Source organism: Sphingobium sp. LMC3-1-1.1 (assembly GCF_040676285.1).
Classification (GTDB): domain Bacteria; phylum Pseudomonadota; class Alphaproteobacteria; order Sphingomonadales; family Sphingomonadaceae; genus Sphingobium.
In genome coordinates this window covers 153001-167957 of record NZ_JBEGHQ010000012.1, presented here as the reverse complement: position 1 = coordinate 167957, position 14957 = coordinate 153001, and the positions used below count along the sequence as shown (strand labels likewise).

Genomic DNA, 14957 nt, shown 5'->3' with positions numbered 1-14957 from the left:
ATATGGCTAGTTCAAGGGAGACAGGCATGGCCAAGGTCGTTCGTATCCATGAGTTCGGCGGTCCCGCCGTACTGCATATCGAAGACATGGAGGTCGCGGCGCCGGGAGAGGGCGAGGTGCGAATCGCGGTGGAGGCGATTGGCATCAATCGCCTGGAAGCGACGATCAGGAGCGGGCAATCACCAATGAAGCCGCCGCTTCCCGCGATCCTCGGCACCGAAGCCGTCGGCCGCATCGCCGCCGTCGGCAAGGGTGTGACGGGCTGGCCAGTGGGAACGCGAGTAGCGACGCTTTCGGCCGCTTCAGGGACCTATGGGACCTATGCGAGTGAAATTCTCTACCCGGTGACCGGTCTGGTCAGGTTGCCCGATGTGCTGGATTCCGTTGACTGGGCGGCGAGCTGGGTTGCCTTCCTCACTGCGTGGGGCGGCCTTCGGGACAGCGGCGGGCTTAAGGCGGGGCAGACCGTCATAATCACTGCGGCATCGTCGGCAATCGGAGTTGCGGCCATGCAGATCGCGCGCAACCTGGGCGCCAATGTGATCGCAACGACGCGTACGGCGGCGAAGATCGACCAGCTAGCCAATTTTGGACCGCACCATATATTGGCCACCGAGGGCAACGACGTCGTCGGTGAGATCCGGCGGATCACGGGTGGTCGCGGCGCCGACCTGATCTTCGATCCGATCGCAGGCGCCTTCGCAGAACTGTTGATGGACAGCCTGGCGGAGGAGGGGACGCTGATATTGTACGGCGGTTTGTCGCGGGAGCCCACCACCTTTCCCCGGCCCCTCGCAATGCGTCGCTGCCTGACGATGCGCGGCTTCAACATGTATTCATTGCTGAGCGATCAGGATCGCGGGCCTGCGGCGATCGAAGCCTTGCGGGGCGGGATCGCCAGCGGCGCCTATCGCATGCCGGTCGCTTATCGCTTCCCACTGGAGAATATTGCTGACGCGCACCGCGCAGTGGAAAGGGATGCGCATGTCGGCAAGGTGGTCGTCACCGTGCAAGGCCCGGATGAATGGCCGAATGGATAAGCGCAAGCACCATGCTGCGCCGCTCGGATTCGCGTTCTTCATCTGTGAATGCCGGGCAGCGCAGGAGCAGCGATTCACCGCCGCCACCGACCGAAGGAAAGATCATCAAGGTGAATGGGAATAGTTCGGACAACGAGGCAGTTGCAAAGGCCGCCGATCCTGAGAGCGGACTACGGCCTGGCTCGGTGCGCCGCACCAGCTCACTGCAAAGTCTGTGGAGTCTGGGTAACGAGCAGATCGTGACAATTGTCGGCCGTGCGCGTGATGTCAAACAGCCGCCGGACCAGCAAGCTGCCAATGTTGCCGAAGATCATCTTGAGGCAAGGCTCGGCCTTGATGGCCGACTGGTTTCGCTTGGTGGCAGTCGCTGCCAGCTTCAACTGGGTGGCTTCGCTGGCCTGAAGCCCGGCGGAGAGATGCGAAAGGCGATGTCCAGCGTCTTGTCTGACGAGGCAATGAATGCGACCTGCCTCCATCGGCTCCTTGACGATCTTGCCGGGGCCGCGTTCATGGCTTTCGCCGCCTGGCACGGGTGGGAGGGCGGCCTGAATTCCCATGTCGAACGAACCGGCATGCCCTCTCCGGCGGACCGCGATGTGACGGATGTCTGCATCAGCTACGCTCCTGGTTCACCTTCGATCAGGGCCGACGGCCGCGGCAGAGAGGACATCGCCAGGCAGCCGGAAGGACCGCCGGCGGCTGCGTTCACAGATACACAGGCGTTTCACGCGCTGACGAAGCACGATGGTCCGGACGAATGGAGGCTCCGGCGCACCGATGTCTGGCGGGACGGCAATGCGCTCTTCGTCGATGCCTGGTTCCAGGACAGCTGCGCCATCTTCGGCAATCCAGACAAGCGGCGAATATTCCATGAATATGGTTTATTGGCCAAGGTTGATGCCGAAGCGCTCACACTGGAGTCGGTTGATGTCACGCCGCACGTCTTGCCCTATCTGACATGTGAGGCGGCTCCTGCCACGGCTGCAATGCTGCTCGGCCACCATGTTGCGGAATTGCGCAAACAGGTGCCGGCGCAGCTGCGTGGCCCATCGGGCTGCACACATCTCAATGACATGCTGAGGTCGCTGCTCGATGTCGTGTCGCTGGCGAGGCAGGTCCGAGGGAGGATTTCATGAAAATGGACTATCAGGATCAGCTTGTCGTCGTCACGGGAGGCGCTTCTGGTATCGGATTTGCGACAGTTCAGGAGTTTTCATCGCGCGGTGCAAGATGCGCGCTGATCGATCGGAACGGAGAGGCCGCAAGAGAAGCAGCCGGACGAATCTCAGCGCAGGGCGGATGTGCCAAGGCTTATATTCTGGACGTGGCCGATCGCGACGCATCGCGTGATGTCGCCGCAGCCGTCCGCCGGGAAATGGGTGACGCGTCGGCGCTTGTAAACAACGCTGGTGTGGCTGGTCTCGCGAGTTTTGGCAGTCCAGAGTCAGCGATCGAATGGGACCGATCAATTTCGGTCAACTTGACGGGATCTTACAACATGACCGTTGCATTTCTGGAAGCCCTGAAAAATACGAAGGGGGCGATCGTCAACATATCTTCGATCGCTGGCCTCGGCAGCGGTTTCAGCAATGCCGGCTACGGCAGTTCAAAAGGGGGCGTGAAAGCCTTCACCCAGGCCTTGTGCCGTGAGCTGTCGTCCTTTGGGATACGCACAAATGCCGTCGCGCCTGGTTACACCGAGACGCCTCTGGTCAGATCCGCGTCTGAGACACTTCAATCCTGGCTGGATACTCATTGCCCCATGAAGCGGCTAGGGCGACCGGAGGAAGTCGCAAAGGTTATTGCGTTTCTCTGCTCGAGCGATGCAAGCTTCGTCAATGGCGTCACTATTCCGGTCGATGGTGGCTACATGGTCGTGTAGGGTTTTGTCGGTCAACCCGGTGCTTCGTGCGTATTGAAGTGGTTGGACCTACCGCAGGAGGCAATGCGAGATCGCATCACCGCCCTATTCATCAAAGATTAGCTCAAGCATGTTGGTGACGAGCGCGGGTTTTTCTGTCCCCTCCAGTTCCACCACGCATTCCAGCGTGACGAACAGGCCGGCTTCCCGCCGTTCCGCCCCGCTTATACGGCCGCGTAGCCGGATCCTGCCACCTTCCGGCACGGGAACGGGAAACCGAAGCCGGTCATAGCCATAGGACAATGCCCGGCCCACATGCTCGAACTTGATGAGTTCATAGAGCAGGCCGGGAATGAGTGATAGGGTCAGAAGACCGTGCGCGATGGTGCGTCCGCCCGGCAATTCACGCTGAGCGCGTTCGACATCCAGATGGAACCAGGCGTCGTCGCCGGTCGTCTCCGCGAAACGATCGATCAGCGGCTGGTCGATAAGCATCCATCGGCCGGGTCCGAACCCGGTTCCGACCAGATCGGCGTAATCATGTGGCGAATGGAGGGTCAGCACGGGACTGTCCATCATGTTGTTTTCCTTCACCTTGCTTCCTTGACAGCAATCCTGACCGGCAGAGGTTCGCCGCACCGTCGTCGCAGGGGAGGGGCGGTATAGGGCCTGTTCGACGCGTTCATGGCTGTCCCGGGCGGCTCCAGGCGACGGATCATGGCGGCAAACTCGGCGGGCTCTGCCCGACCACTGGCTTACGCTGTCCGGATCGTTCAAACGGTTGTGGATCAAGCGGCCTTTCCGGCGAGGAAGCCGCCGTCGACGGCAACGATCGATCCGGTGGTAAAGCTTGATCGAGGAGATGCCAGGAAGACGACCGCATTGGCAATTTCATGTGGTTCGGCCACGCGATTCAGCGGATGCGCCGCGTTGGTGCGTGCGACAAGCTCCGGAACGCTCAGCAGATGGGCGGTCAGGTTGGTCGCCACCGTGCCGGGGGCGACGGCGTTCACCCGGATATTATGCGGCGCGAGTTCCAGCGCGAGCGTCTTGGTCAGCCCGACGACACCATGCTTTGAGGCGACATATGAACTGCGGTTGACGACCCCTGTTTCCCCCGCAACCGATGCGATGCTGACGATCGAGCCACTGACCCCTTGATCGATCATCCGACGCGCGGCTATCTGGCTGAAGAGGAACACTGACGTCAGATTCACGTCGATGACGTTCCGCCAATCATCGACCGGGATATCGACAAGCGCGCGCCGCTCGCCGATGCCTACATTGTTCACGAGCACACGGATCACGCCGAAAGCAGCTTCCGCTTCTGCCATCGCGCGGCTTACGTCGGTCTCCTGGCTGGCGTCGGCGATGATCGCGATTGCGCGTCCTCCCGCTGCATTGATCTGATCGGCAACGGCCCTGGCGGCGTCGGCATTCTTGTCGATGATGGCCACAAAGGCGCCGTTCTCGGCGAGCAGCAGCGCGGTGGCGCGGCCGATTCCGGATGCCGCGCCAGTCACCAGCGCGGGAACCCCAGCAAGCCCAAGATCGAAGCCCGCGGTCATGCGAGCGAAGCTTTCGCACAGATCGACGACAAGAAGCTACATATCGTAAAGTGGGCGCCGGTCATAGGTCACTCATCCTCTCAATCCTATTATCTAGTTCATATGTTCTAAGTTCGCCTATATTATGAGTCCACAGATTTTTGGAGCGTGTACGTAGACCAGAGCAGCGGCCGGCCTCGGCGGCTCTTTCGGAATGATCGGGCGACCCGGCGCTGGCATGGCCCTAAGCAAGCAATCTAGGCCGCTTCTACATATTGTAATTTAACATAAGATATATTATCGAGCTTTTCTAGGAATGCCGGTGAAGATCGATGGGTGTCGGTTGGTGGGGCAAAGCTCAAACGTCGCCCTGCTCAGCCCGGCGGAATTCCGGGCGCGCGGCACGCTCGAGTTCGTGAAGGCGCGCTAAAGCGGTTCTGACCGAGCCCGCTGCCTTCGCAGCGGGTCCGTGCCCTTCTCCACCACTGTCACGTCATCAGCAGGGTCTGCGCGGCGCTATCCCGAGGGTTCTACGCAGGCTCTGCTGTCATTTACGGTGTCATTTCTATCGGGGACGGAAAGTGTCTTCTCCAACCCGCAGGAACATAGCGGGCGTTCAAGCTATGAAGCCTGAATATCAGGGCCTTGGGGGCCTGCTTTCAGTTGCCGTTGCGGGCTGCCTAACTGGGGTTGTCCTGACGGCCTTGCCGGAAGGCCCTGTTCCAAAAGGAACAGGGCTGCCGTCCTGCCCGGATACCCGATCCGTTTTCAAGCCGCGAAGTTGCTTGGCCGTTTTGTGCAATTCCAAACGGTCCTTATTTCTCGCCATTGTCCTTCACACCCACTGTCGGAACGTCGATGGTTTCCTTCTTGGTACCTACGACCACCGCCTTGGAATCTACGTCGACCTTCGGAAGTTCCCCGCCCTTTACGCTGACCTCGGGCACATCGCCGCCCGACACATCTGCCTTCCAGAAGCCGGTTGCGAACAATATCCCCACGACCGCCAGAACCAGGATCAAGGCGATTGCGACGGTTCGTCCGCCCCGATGTTTATGAACGACAACCCGCTCGTCAGTGTAACGATCTGTATGAACATCAACCATCGCCATCCTCCTCCTATGAGAATGGAGAAACAATCAGCTGTTAACTCTTGTTCCACTCTGCTGAACGCATCGTCGAAGGCGGACTTCCGCGAAGCAGCCATAGTGGAGCGCCAGGCCTGACCGGGATTGATGCCCCGCCACTCGATTGTGACGATCGGCTCCCCCGCCCCCTTCAGCGATTTGGAGCCCCTCCATCTATCGCAAATCGATTGCCTTCCGCTTTGCGCCGGGCATAGAAAGCCGTCGAAAAAAATATGGGGGCGCATTCATGAAGATCGGATCCTGTGCATTGGTGCTTGCGATTGGAGCAGTTCTACTGCCGATGACAGCGCATGCGGATGATCCCAATGATCCGACCATGCGCAGCACTGCGGCCCGCGCGCGCGATCGGGCAATGATCAAACGGATGAACCAGCAGCAGTTGGCCTATGTCCGGGAGCGCGACGCGAAGATCATGCAGAATTATCGCCGAGCCCAAGGGCAGGGTGATGGCTATGCGGATGCGCGAGGCGAATATGCGCGCAAGATGACGGAGTGGCGGCGCGCCGTTGCCGCTTGCAATGCCGGGCGTTGGGAATATTGCGACTAGGACGCATAAGGAATGTCAGGTCGCGTTCCTGACGGTAACCGCCACATTTCCAGCTATCACTATCAACAGGCGACATCTGAGGGATGGGCCTTCACATCCCCTCGACAACCATCGCTATCCCCTGACCGCCACCGATGCACATCGTGATCAAGGCGTAGCGCTTCTTCGTGCGGCCAAGTTCGTAGATGGCCTTCACTGTCAAGATAGTCCCTGTCGCGCCGACCGGATGACCCAGCGAAATTCCCGACCCATTGGGGTTCACCTTCACCGGATCGAAACCAAGCATCGTCGAAACAGCGCAAGCCTGAGCCGCAAATGCTTCGTTGGATTCGATGACGTCGATCTCGTCAAGCGTCAATCCCGCGCGCGCCAGCGCGATGGGTACCGCCTCCGCCGGACCTAGTCCCATGTGGGAAGGGGCAACCCCGGCATGCCCCCAACCGAGAATTCGTGCCATCGGCCGTAGGTCGTGCTGCGCGACCGCATCGGCCGAAGCCAGGATGACGGCTGCTGCGCCATCATTGATGCCTGAGGCGTTTCCTGCGGTGACCGTGCCATCCTTTTGAAATACCGGCTTCAATGCCGCCAATGCAGCGAGGTCGTTTTCGGCCCGCACATGCTCGTCGACCGCAAATTCACGAGTTGCGCGCCCGACCTTGACCATCACCGGCAGGATCTGATCGTTGAAACGTCCTTCGGCTTGAGCGAGCGCAGCGCGGCGATGACTCTCCGCCGCCAGCACATCCTGCTGTTCACGTGTGATGTGATGATCACGCGCAACATTCTCCGCCGTCACGCCCATATGATAGCCGTCTATGGGATCGCTTAGCACGGCGACCAGCGCATCAATCATCGCGACATCGCCCATCTTTCGACCGAAACGCACATCGGTCACATGATGCGGAGCGCGGCTCATCACCTCAGCGCCTCCGGCGGCTGCTATATTGATCTCCCCCTGGGCGATTGCCCGCGCCGCGGCGATGATCGCTTCCACGCCCGAACCGCACAAGCGGTTCAATGTCAGCGCTGGCGTTCGTTCCGGAATGCCGGCACGCAATGCAGCAACACGCGCGAGATAAGCGTCTTGCGGCTGGGACTGGATAACCTGCCCCATGATGACATGTTCTACGTCATCCGGCTGGATAGCCGCTCGTCGCACAGCTTCGGCGATCGTCAGCGCGCCCAGTTGCGCAGGTTCGAAATCCTTGAGGCTGCCGCCAAAATCCCCAATGGCGGTCCGGACGGCTGATACGATATAGGCTTCCCTCATTATCAAGTCCTTGTTTCACGGCCGCCAAAGGGATCAAAGCCGATTGCCATACAGATGCTAGAACAGATGATCTAACTTATCTACATGCATCAGGAGCGGCCATGGGCTGAGCGGGCGACTGGCAATCGCCTCCCCAATGCATTGTCGTGTCTTGTCTGCGCCGCTTTGAAGGGCAACGGCCCCCGCATCTTCCAGGATGCAGGAGCCGCCTCCCCCATTTAACAGCCTATGATGTTTCAGAGTTCGCCTGGTCGCAGCGTTATCTTCAGCCAGATTTCACGACCGCGCGAGATCGGGCCTTCAAAGTCCGGCAACACTCCGACCGTGGTGCCCGTACCTCTCCCGGTGCCCGGCGACTGAAAGCCGGAATAGGCGTAATAACGATTGGTCAGGTTGCGGCCGATGAGCGCGACTTCGACGCCGCCGGACTGCGAGCCGACCGATATCGACCCGTCGAGCAGAAAGCGCTGCGGATTGAAGCCGATCGGGTTGAGTTCCTGAGACAGGAAATATCGCGACGTGTAGACGCCGTTCAGGTTGAACTTGGCCTTCAGATTGTCGCCGACCGCGGTTTCATAAGAGGCGCCGACGCTCCCACTGAACTTGGGTGCACGGGGCAGCGGACGTCCCAGCATCTGCTGTTGATCCGGCACAGTGCCCGCGTCCGGACCGTCCGTGGTGCAACCGCCCGCGATCGTCTGCCCGACATAGCAAGCCGACAGGAAGGGTGAATCATATTTCGCCGAGTTCAAGGCTGCCGAAGTCGTAAGCGTCAGACCCGGTATGGCGTGGGGCGAAAATGTAAGATCCCCTTCCAGACCTTTGACGCGCGCCGAAGAGGCGTTGAGGATCAACAGCACGATGGTGGCGGGGTCAAGGCGGCTGAGTTGCAGATCCTTGTAACGATAGGTGTAGGCGGCAAGGTTGAGGCGTAGCTGGCGGTCGAACATCAACGCCTTGAAGCCTGCCTCGAAACCTTTCACTGTTTCAGGACGATAGAAGGCCGGGATGTCGGTAATCGCCGGGTTCGCCAGGGCGGCGCTGTAGGTATTGAAGCCGATCTGATAGGCGCCGGACTTGTATCCCTGCTTGTAGGAAACGAACAGGTTGGTATTTTCCGACGGCTTATAGGACAGGGTCGTTTCAGGTGACCAGTTTGAAAATTGGACCTCGGGCGTGGTGAACTTGTTGGGCAGTCCAGCCGGCGGAACGATGTCCTGATATTTGCGATCGCGGGAATAGCGAACGCCCGCGGAAAGGCTCCATTTATCGGTCATGTTCCAGTCCATCTGACCAAAAGCGGAGATGGACTGCGAGCGGAGAGGAAAATTCCAGTAAGGAGAAAGCGGCGCTATGGCGGTCGTGTTGATCACCCCCTGCTCCAGAACGCGCAAATTGTCCTTCTGATAGAAAGCGCCCATCATCAGGTCGATCGGCGAATCCGGGCTCGCGTATGAGAGCCTGACCTCCTGGCTGAAGGCATTCTTCCTGACCGATGACAGCCCCCCGATAAAGAAGCGGGCGCCCGATGTCTGGGCGTCGATGACCCTCTGGCGGATGCCATACCACCCCGTAACCGAGTTCAGCGTGATATCATCCGTCAATTTGTAGGAGATATCGGAACTTATCAAATACTGCCGGACCTTCAGAAAATTACTGTCGGAATTCCACGCCGGATTGCCCGTGACCGCTTGGATGGCGGCGGATGGAATGGCGGCGAAGACGACCGTGTCGTTGGGTTTGCAATCATCCGTGCCAGCAATGGCGCCGGGCCCCTGCGCTGCCCCTAGCGGGCATGCGATCTTCTGACTGGTCGTGTAACTGCCATTTTCGCGAACGTGATCATAGGTTGCGCGCAGCTTTACGGTGAGCCGATCTGTCGGCATCCAGTTGGCACTGAGGCGAACGCCCTCCTCGTCCGTGCCAGGCGCATAATCGATCGACCGTGCGGGGGCGACGTTGCGGAAGAAGCCGCGTTGGCGGGAGAAGCGCCCAGCCAGACGCATGTCCAACGTGTCGGTCACCGGACCCGACACATAGCCGTCCAGATCGACTTGGTGAGCATTGAATTCATAACCGGCGCTGAGCTGCGATTGGAAAGTGCTCGTCGGTTCCGCCGATCTCATGGAGACGATGCCGCCGGTCGAATTCTTGCCGAAGAAGAGCGCCTGCGGCCCTTTCAGCACTTCGACCTGACCGATGTCGATGTTCCCCATGCGCACGACGCCGCCATAGCTGAGGGGAACACCATCGATATTGATGGTCACCGCGGGCTCGGACGATGCATTGGAGGTCGGGCTGGCGACGCCGCGCAGCGTCAGGTTGCCGCCATAGGGGCCCGTTGCTGGCGAAATGATGAGCATCGGCGTCAGCTTGGCGACGTCGGTGATGTTCGTAACGTTGAGGTCCGCCAGCTTTTCCGCGGAAAATGCCGTGAGCACGACCGGCGTCTGCAGCGTCGTCTCGTTACGCCGACGGGCGGTAACGATGATATCCATATTTTGACGTGCCTCTGCGGAGACGGCCGCGTCATTCTGCGCTGGCACCTCCTGCGCGGACACGACGGGAACCGCCATGCTGGCCACCGCCAGCACGGCAAGGCTCGCCATGCGATAACTGCTTTTCATGATGCTCCCTCCCATGTTTTATAACCCGAACGGGGCACAGCCGCATTTCATCCGCACGTCTTTCGGCTTGGTGCGATTTGAAATGCGTCGGACAGACCGTTGAACATCTGCCTCTTCTTTGTCATGCAAATGGCGGATTTGAGCAAGTGTTCTAACCCAGGCACCGCCCGAACGGATATATTAACATATGCTCGTTAATGGCCGTTATCCTTTGCCTCCAGTGCCATCGACGTCTCTTCTGCCCGGGCCGTCATGTGATTGTTTCAGAACGCGTTGATGATGAAAGGCACCCCCCCTGCCGACATATGGTCAGGGAAGAATGACGCGGAAATGCGGTGGAATTTCGCCGCCGCCGTCGGGCACCTTCATCCTTTGTGGCTTGCTTTCACGTCCGTGACATCAGTTCCGCGCTGAAACGATCCTCGTGGTAGATCGCGTCGCCCCATGTCTTTTCGATTTCCAGCATCCGGCGCAGGTAACGGCTGAGCTCATATTCGTCGGTGATACCGATGGCGCCATGCAGTTGGATCGCGGCCTCCAGCACCGCGCGGCCATGGCGGCACACGAGCGATTTCGCCGCCGAGACATCCTGCCTGCGCGTCGGCGCATCCTCTTCCGTCAGTGCCGCCGCTGCCATGTACGTTGCCGAGCGTGACTGTTCGGCCGCCACGACCATGTCGGCAAAACGATGCTGAAGGGCCTGGAAGCTGCCTATGGCCTTGCCAAATTGGTGGCGGGTCTTGAGGTAGCCGGCTGTAAGCGCCAGCATGCGGTTCATGAGGCCCAGCGCTTCGCCGCAGAACGCGACTATGCCATGATCGATCGCCCGGCCGACCTTGACCGGAGCATCGTTGCCCTCGAACAGGGCCACTGCTTCAACGGCATCGAACGACAGGCGCGCAATCAAGCCTCCATCCAATCCGCGCAGCGGCGTGATGGAAATGCCAGGCTGACCTGCAGCGACGAGAAACGCATTTGGCCCCGTCTCGGCCAATTGCGCCGTCACGATGAAATGCGTCGCGGTGACGCCATCGATCACAAGTTCCTTGGTGCCCGAAAGCCGCAAGGTTCCGCCATCGTCTTCAACCCGCGAATTCAACTGCGACTGGTCGAAATCCAGGATGGACTCATCCCTTGCCATTGCGATGCGAATGCTGCCCCCCGCAATCCCTTGCAAACAGGCGGTGCGAACATCGGTTGCGCTGGACGTTTCGATCAGCTTGGGCGCGATCACCGCATAGGATATGAAAGGCGGCTGCACGAGCGACTGTCCCAATGCCTCACAGATCAGGAGCGTTTCGGCCATCGTCATGGCGAGGCCGCTGTCGTCCTCTGCGATCATGAGACCCGCAAGACCCAGTTCCGCCATTTCCTGCCATCGATCGATCGTGCCTGTGACCATTGCTTCAGTGGAGCTGGGGTCGGTTCGCCTGGCGATGACGCTGGCGGCAAATTTCTCGACAGTATCGACCAGCGCGCGCTGATCTTCGGTAAGGTCGAAGTTCATCCCGCCCCCCACAGGTGCACGGTTTCCCGATAGATCAGATTTTTCTGAATTTCGGTGGTCCCGCCGACCAGGCCGGATTTGCGGAACTCCAGATATGTCGCCGCCGTGCCGTTCAGGACATGGCCATAGGGCGGAGCCGCATCGGACTCCCCTCCCCTGGCCAGCGGATCGTAGGCAAGACCCGCTGGCCCGCCCATGTCCATCAGCAGCGCCGAAAGCCGTTCCAGAAGATCGGTGCCGCACAGTTTGAGAATGGAGGCGGACGGCGCGCGCGGATCGCCAGGCTGGGCCGCGATCACGCGCATCAACGTCCATTCATGCGCCTTGAGATCGATACGGATGCGGTCCAGCCGCACGCGCAAAGCGCGAAGACGGTCAGGCGAAACACCTTGTTCAGTCATGCGGTCGAGCATTCGGACGGCAAATTGCAACAACCGTTTTGACTGGCCCAATCCAGCGATTTCCGTCCGTTCCGCGTTCAGCAGAAACTTGGCGACCGTCCAGCCCTGATTTTCCCCTAACACGATATTTTCGCAGGGTACTTCTACATCCTCAAGGAAGACCTCGTTCACGTCATGCGCTCCGTCCAGCGACCTTATGGGTCTGACGGTGATCCCGGGCAAGTCCATTTCCATGAGAAGGAAAGTGATCCCTTCCTGTGGCCGGCCGTGATCCGACGTTCGCACGAGACAGAACATGTAATTCGCCCAATGCGCCCATGTCGTCCAGATTTTTTGCCCGTTTACGATATAGCGATCGCCCTTGCGCACGGCCTTGGTCCGGAGTGAGGCCAGGTCCGAACCTGAAGAAGGTTCGGAATATCCCTGACACCACCAGTCACGCAGCGTCGGGATGCCGGGAAGATAGCGCTGCTTCTGCTCGGCCGTGCCAAAATGCTGGAGGACTGGGCCGATCATGTTGATGTGGGGAATTTGTCGGGGGGCGCCGGCCAGAAAACATGCTTCCTCGAAATGAACGCGCTGCATTGGCGACCAGCCGGGGCCACCATATTCGGCGGGCCATGCAGGCGTTGCCCATCCACGTTGATCGAGAATTGCCTGCCAGCGCAGATAGTCGTCCTTCGTGAGATGCTGAAGATTGTTGACGCGCGTCCTGATATCTTCGGGCACCATGGCGGCGATCTCGTCGCGCATCATGTCGCGAAAGTCGCGGTCGGCGGCGTCGAATGTCAGATCCATTGTCAACGGCTCCTGTCGATCGCAATACGGCCTTGGGTGAAGACGACCTTGTCGCGGGCGGGCACCCGTGCCTCCAGCCGCGCGCCGGCTTCATCCCGCCAAAGCGCGAGCTCCAGCGTCTCGCCAGGAAAGACTGGCGCGCTGAACCTGCCCGAGAACGAGCCGAGGCGTCCGCTGGCCACGGCGCCATCTTCATTGCACAGCGCCTTCTCGACAAAAGCTGCGCACAGTCCATAAGTCGCCACGCCCTGCAGAATGGGACGCGGGAAGCCGGCCTTGGCGGCCACCTCGGGGATCAGGTGAAGCGGATTCTGGTCTCCGGTGAGCGCGAAGAGCTGCGCCGCCTGCGTGGATGTGGGCACTTCCCAGACCCGGTCCGGGGCGCGGTCGTTCATCACATCCGAAGGGGCGACTTCGAAGGGAGGCGCTCCGGCTACCTGATCGGAGCGACACAGGAAAGACATGAACAAAGAGGTATAATGTATACCGGACTGGCTATCCCGAAGATCTCGCACCATATTGATCACGCAGCCGCGCCCCTCACCGCGATCGAAGACTCCATCCATGCGGGTTTCGCTGGTCACCTGTCCTTCAACGGGCAATTCCGCGTGTGAAATCATAGCCTGGCTACCATGCAGGACTGCCGGCATTGTGAGCCCCAGCCCCATCGCATGAAGGCGTGGTGCAGCAAGTACGGTAGCCATTGCCGGCAATGCGCGAGACGGAGGCACCGGGCCCAGATGTTGACGCGCCCAATCGTCGCCGGGATCGACTCCGCAACCGACGCTCAGCGCGTAAATACAGCTATCCTTGCCGGAATAGCTTTGCTCCATGACCACGGGCGTCATATCCATCAAAGCGTCATAATCCTGGATCATGCTTCTACCGGCTCCCCAAGGAAGGCGCGCGCTTTTTGGAACATGGCCGCCGGCGCGAGGGGCTTGTCGTCGCGCTCATATCACACCCTTGGCCGACAACTCGGCCATCGCCCGTTCGTCGAGGCCCAGCATTTCCCGCAGAACCTCTGCAGTGTGTTCGCCGATGACGGGCGGCCCCAGGCGGTATTCGGGTGCCGATACCGAACATCGGATCGGGCTCGCGGCGACCGTGATTTCACCTGACAGAGCGTGAGGAAGTTTGACTTTCATGTCGCGCGCACAAAAATGAGGATCGGATTCAAGGTCGGACATGCGGTTGATCGGACCGCATGACACGCCCGCGGCATTGAGAAGCTTGATCCAATGTTCGCGAGGATGCTGAACAAGGATCTTGGTCAGGGCGGCGGCGACATCGTGACGGTTCGCGACCCGCGCACCCATCGAATTGAACGCAGGGTCATCGAGCCATTCCGGACAGCCGACCGCCACCGCCAACCTGGCGAACTCCCGATTATTGAATGTCGCAACGAGCAGATAGCCGTCGGAGGTTCGATAGACGCCATAGGGGGACGCGCTCGGATGATCATTGCCCGTGCGTGGCATCTCAAATCCACCATTGAACCACGCTGTGAAGGTATTCGCCATAGCGGACACCTGAGAATCGAACAGTGAAATGTCGATCGACTGCCCCTGCCCTGTCTTGTCGCGTTCCCGCAGCGCCAACAATATGCCAATGACGGCGTCCTTCCCGGCAAGGATATCTGCAATCGGCACTCCCACCCGCATTGGAGGACCGTCAGGATCGCCGGTTACACTCATCAAACCGGACATGGCCTGCATCAGGAAATCATAACCGCTGCGATACGCATATGGTCCAGCCTGTCCGAAACCGCTGACCGAGCAATAGATCAGGCCAGGATTTTGTCGCCTGAGAGATTCATAGTCGAGACCATATTTCTCAAGCGTCCTCGGCCTGAAGTTCTCGATGAAAATATCAACCCTGGAAGCCAGGGTACGGAGCAGTTGTGCGCCTTCATCACTCTGGAAGTTGACCGAAATAGAGCGCTTGTTGCGATTGGCGGCCTGAAAATACGTGGATTCCCTGGTTTCATTTCCATCCGTATCGATCAGCCATGGGGGACCGACATGACGCACATCGTCGCCTTCACCAGGCCGCTCGACCTTGATGATGTCGGCGCCAAAATCTCCCAGGCACTGCGTTGCTGTTGGTCCTGCAACAACCCTTGTCATGTCGAGAACTTTGACACCGGACATTACAGACATCGGAAAACTCCCCGGCCCTTTCCTCGCGAAAGAAACCCCATTTCCTTGG

General features: G+C 59.7%; 13 protein-coding genes. 4 read left to right on the top strand and 9 right to left on the bottom strand.

Translation table 11 applies throughout. From position 1 onward, the window contains the following. Positions 1-26: 26 nt before the first annotated feature. Genes MRBLMC3_RS11060 through MRBLMC3_RS11050 form a run of 3 tightly spaced genes read left to right on the top strand, consistent with a single transcriptional unit; the run spans position 27 to position 2922 of the window. Positions 27-1040 carry a zinc-dependent alcohol dehydrogenase family protein gene (locus tag MRBLMC3_RS11060; RefSeq protein ID WP_363828624.1) on the top strand — a complete coding sequence of 338 codons (1014 nt, stop codon included), beginning with the start codon at positions 27-29 and terminating at the stop codon, positions 1038-1040. After that, entirely contained in the window at positions 1025-2176 is a 1152-nt protein-coding gene (locus tag MRBLMC3_RS11055; protein ID WP_363828621.1) for a DUF2889 domain-containing protein, read from the top strand. Before MRBLMC3_RS11060 ends, MRBLMC3_RS11055 begins: the two co-directional genes overlap by 16 nt. Then, entirely contained in the window at positions 2173-2922 is a 750-nt protein-coding gene (locus MRBLMC3_RS11050) for an SDR family NAD(P)-dependent oxidoreductase (protein WP_363828619.1), read from the top strand. Before MRBLMC3_RS11055 ends, MRBLMC3_RS11050 begins: the two co-directional genes overlap by 4 nt. 84 nt (positions 2923-3006) lie before the next feature. Here the strand turns inward: MRBLMC3_RS11050 and MRBLMC3_RS11045 are convergent, their stop codons facing one another. The 3 genes from MRBLMC3_RS11045 to MRBLMC3_RS11035 all read right to left on the bottom strand — a co-directional run bounded on the left by MRBLMC3_RS11045 (position 3007) and on the right by MRBLMC3_RS11035 (position 5554). After that, complete coding sequence (locus MRBLMC3_RS11045; protein ID WP_363828616.1) at positions 3007-3480, bottom strand: MaoC family dehydratase; 474 nt, start codon at positions 3478-3480, stop codon at positions 3007-3009. Positions 3481-3689: 209 nt separating this feature from the next. Beyond that, positions 3690-4469 carry an SDR family NAD(P)-dependent oxidoreductase gene (locus tag MRBLMC3_RS11040; protein ID WP_363828614.1) on the bottom strand — a complete coding sequence of 260 codons (780 nt, stop codon included), beginning with the start codon at positions 4467-4469 and terminating at the stop codon, positions 3690-3692. A gap of 794 nt (positions 4470-5263) precedes the next feature. Further along, entirely contained in the window at positions 5264-5554 is a 291-nt protein-coding gene (locus MRBLMC3_RS11035; protein WP_363828611.1) for a hypothetical protein, read from the bottom strand. A gap of 322 nt (positions 5555-5876) precedes the next feature. Between MRBLMC3_RS11035 and MRBLMC3_RS11030 the strand changes: the two genes are divergently transcribed. Then, positions 5877-6143, top strand: a complete 267-nt coding sequence (locus MRBLMC3_RS11030; protein WP_363828608.1) for a hypothetical protein — start codon at positions 5877-5879, stop codon at positions 6141-6143. 91 nt (positions 6144-6234) lie between these two features. Here MRBLMC3_RS11030 and bktB read toward each other — a convergent pair whose 3' ends face one another. From bktB to MRBLMC3_RS11000, 6 genes are all read right to left on the bottom strand, one after another. After that, a complete protein-coding gene (bktB, locus tag MRBLMC3_RS11025; protein ID WP_363828606.1) occupies positions 6235-7413 on the bottom strand; it encodes a beta-ketothiolase BktB in 1179 nt (392 codons plus the stop codon). A 236-nt stretch (positions 7414-7649) separates the two neighbouring features. Continuing rightward, entirely contained in the window at positions 7650-10040 is a 2391-nt protein-coding gene (locus MRBLMC3_RS11020) for a TonB-dependent receptor (protein WP_363828603.1), read from the bottom strand. Between the two features lie 385 nt (positions 10041-10425). Further along, positions 10426-11547 (bottom strand): acyl-CoA dehydrogenase family protein, encoded by a 1122-nt coding sequence (locus MRBLMC3_RS11015; RefSeq protein ID WP_363828600.1) that lies wholly within the window; start codon positions 11545-11547, stop codon positions 10426-10428. Further along, positions 11544-12746: an acyl-CoA dehydrogenase family protein gene (locus MRBLMC3_RS11010; RefSeq protein WP_363828597.1), complete on the bottom strand. Its 1203-nt coding sequence runs from the start codon at positions 12744-12746 to the stop codon at positions 11544-11546. The genes MRBLMC3_RS11015 and MRBLMC3_RS11010 overlap by 4 nt, the downstream gene beginning before the upstream one ends. 2 nt (positions 12747-12748) lie before the next feature. Beyond that, on the bottom strand, positions 12749-13624 hold the full coding sequence (locus tag MRBLMC3_RS11005) for a MaoC/PaaZ C-terminal domain-containing protein (protein ID WP_363828594.1): 876 nt from the start codon (positions 13622-13624) through the stop codon (positions 12749-12751). Between the two features lie 75 nt (positions 13625-13699). After that, positions 13700-14908, bottom strand: a complete 1209-nt coding sequence (locus tag MRBLMC3_RS11000; RefSeq protein ID WP_363828591.1) for a CaiB/BaiF CoA transferase family protein — start codon at positions 14906-14908, stop codon at positions 13700-13702. Positions 14909-14957 lie beyond the last annotated feature (49 nt).

Bases quoted from the DNA above. Each gene is read 5' to 3' on its own strand.
- MRBLMC3_RS11000 (WP_363828591.1), bottom strand. From the start codon at position 14,908: ATGTCTGTAATGTCCGGTGTCAAAGTTCTCGACATGACAAGGGTTGTT.
- bktB (WP_363828606.1), bottom strand. From the start codon at position 7,413: ATGAGGGAAGCCTATATCGTATCAGCCGTCCGGACCGCCATTGGGGAT.
- MRBLMC3_RS11040 (WP_363828614.1), bottom strand. From the start codon at position 4,469: ATGACCGCGGGCTTCGATCTTGGGCTTGCTGGGGTTCCCGCGCTGGTG.
- MRBLMC3_RS11060 (WP_363828624.1), top strand. From the start codon at position 27: ATGGCCAAGGTCGTTCGTATCCATGAGTTCGGCGGTCCCGCCGTACTG.
- MRBLMC3_RS11050 (WP_363828619.1), top strand. From the start codon at position 2,173: ATGAAAATGGACTATCAGGATCAGCTTGTCGTCGTCACGGGAGGCGCT.
- MRBLMC3_RS11035 (WP_363828611.1), bottom strand. From the start codon at position 5,554: ATGGTTGATGTTCATACAGATCGTTACACTGACGAGCGGGTTGTCGTT.
- MRBLMC3_RS11055 (WP_363828621.1), top strand. From the start codon at position 1,025: ATGGCCGAATGGATAAGCGCAAGCACCATGCTGCGCCGCTCGGATTCG.
- MRBLMC3_RS11030 (WP_363828608.1), top strand. From the start codon at position 5,877: ATGACAGCGCATGCGGATGATCCCAATGATCCGACCATGCGCAGCACT.
- MRBLMC3_RS11010 (WP_363828597.1), bottom strand. From the start codon at position 12,746: ATGGATCTGACATTCGACGCCGCCGACCGCGACTTTCGCGACATGATG.
- MRBLMC3_RS11015 (WP_363828600.1), bottom strand. From the start codon at position 11,547: ATGAACTTCGACCTTACCGAAGATCAGCGCGCGCTGGTCGATACTGTC.
- MRBLMC3_RS11020 (WP_363828603.1), bottom strand. From the start codon at position 10,040: ATGAAAAGCAGTTATCGCATGGCGAGCCTTGCCGTGCTGGCGGTGGCC.
- MRBLMC3_RS11045 (WP_363828616.1), bottom strand. From the start codon at position 3,480: ATGATGGACAGTCCCGTGCTGACCCTCCATTCGCCACATGATTACGCC.
- MRBLMC3_RS11005 (WP_363828594.1), bottom strand. From the start codon at position 13,624: ATGATCCAGGATTATGACGCTTTGATGGATATGACGCCCGTGGTCATG.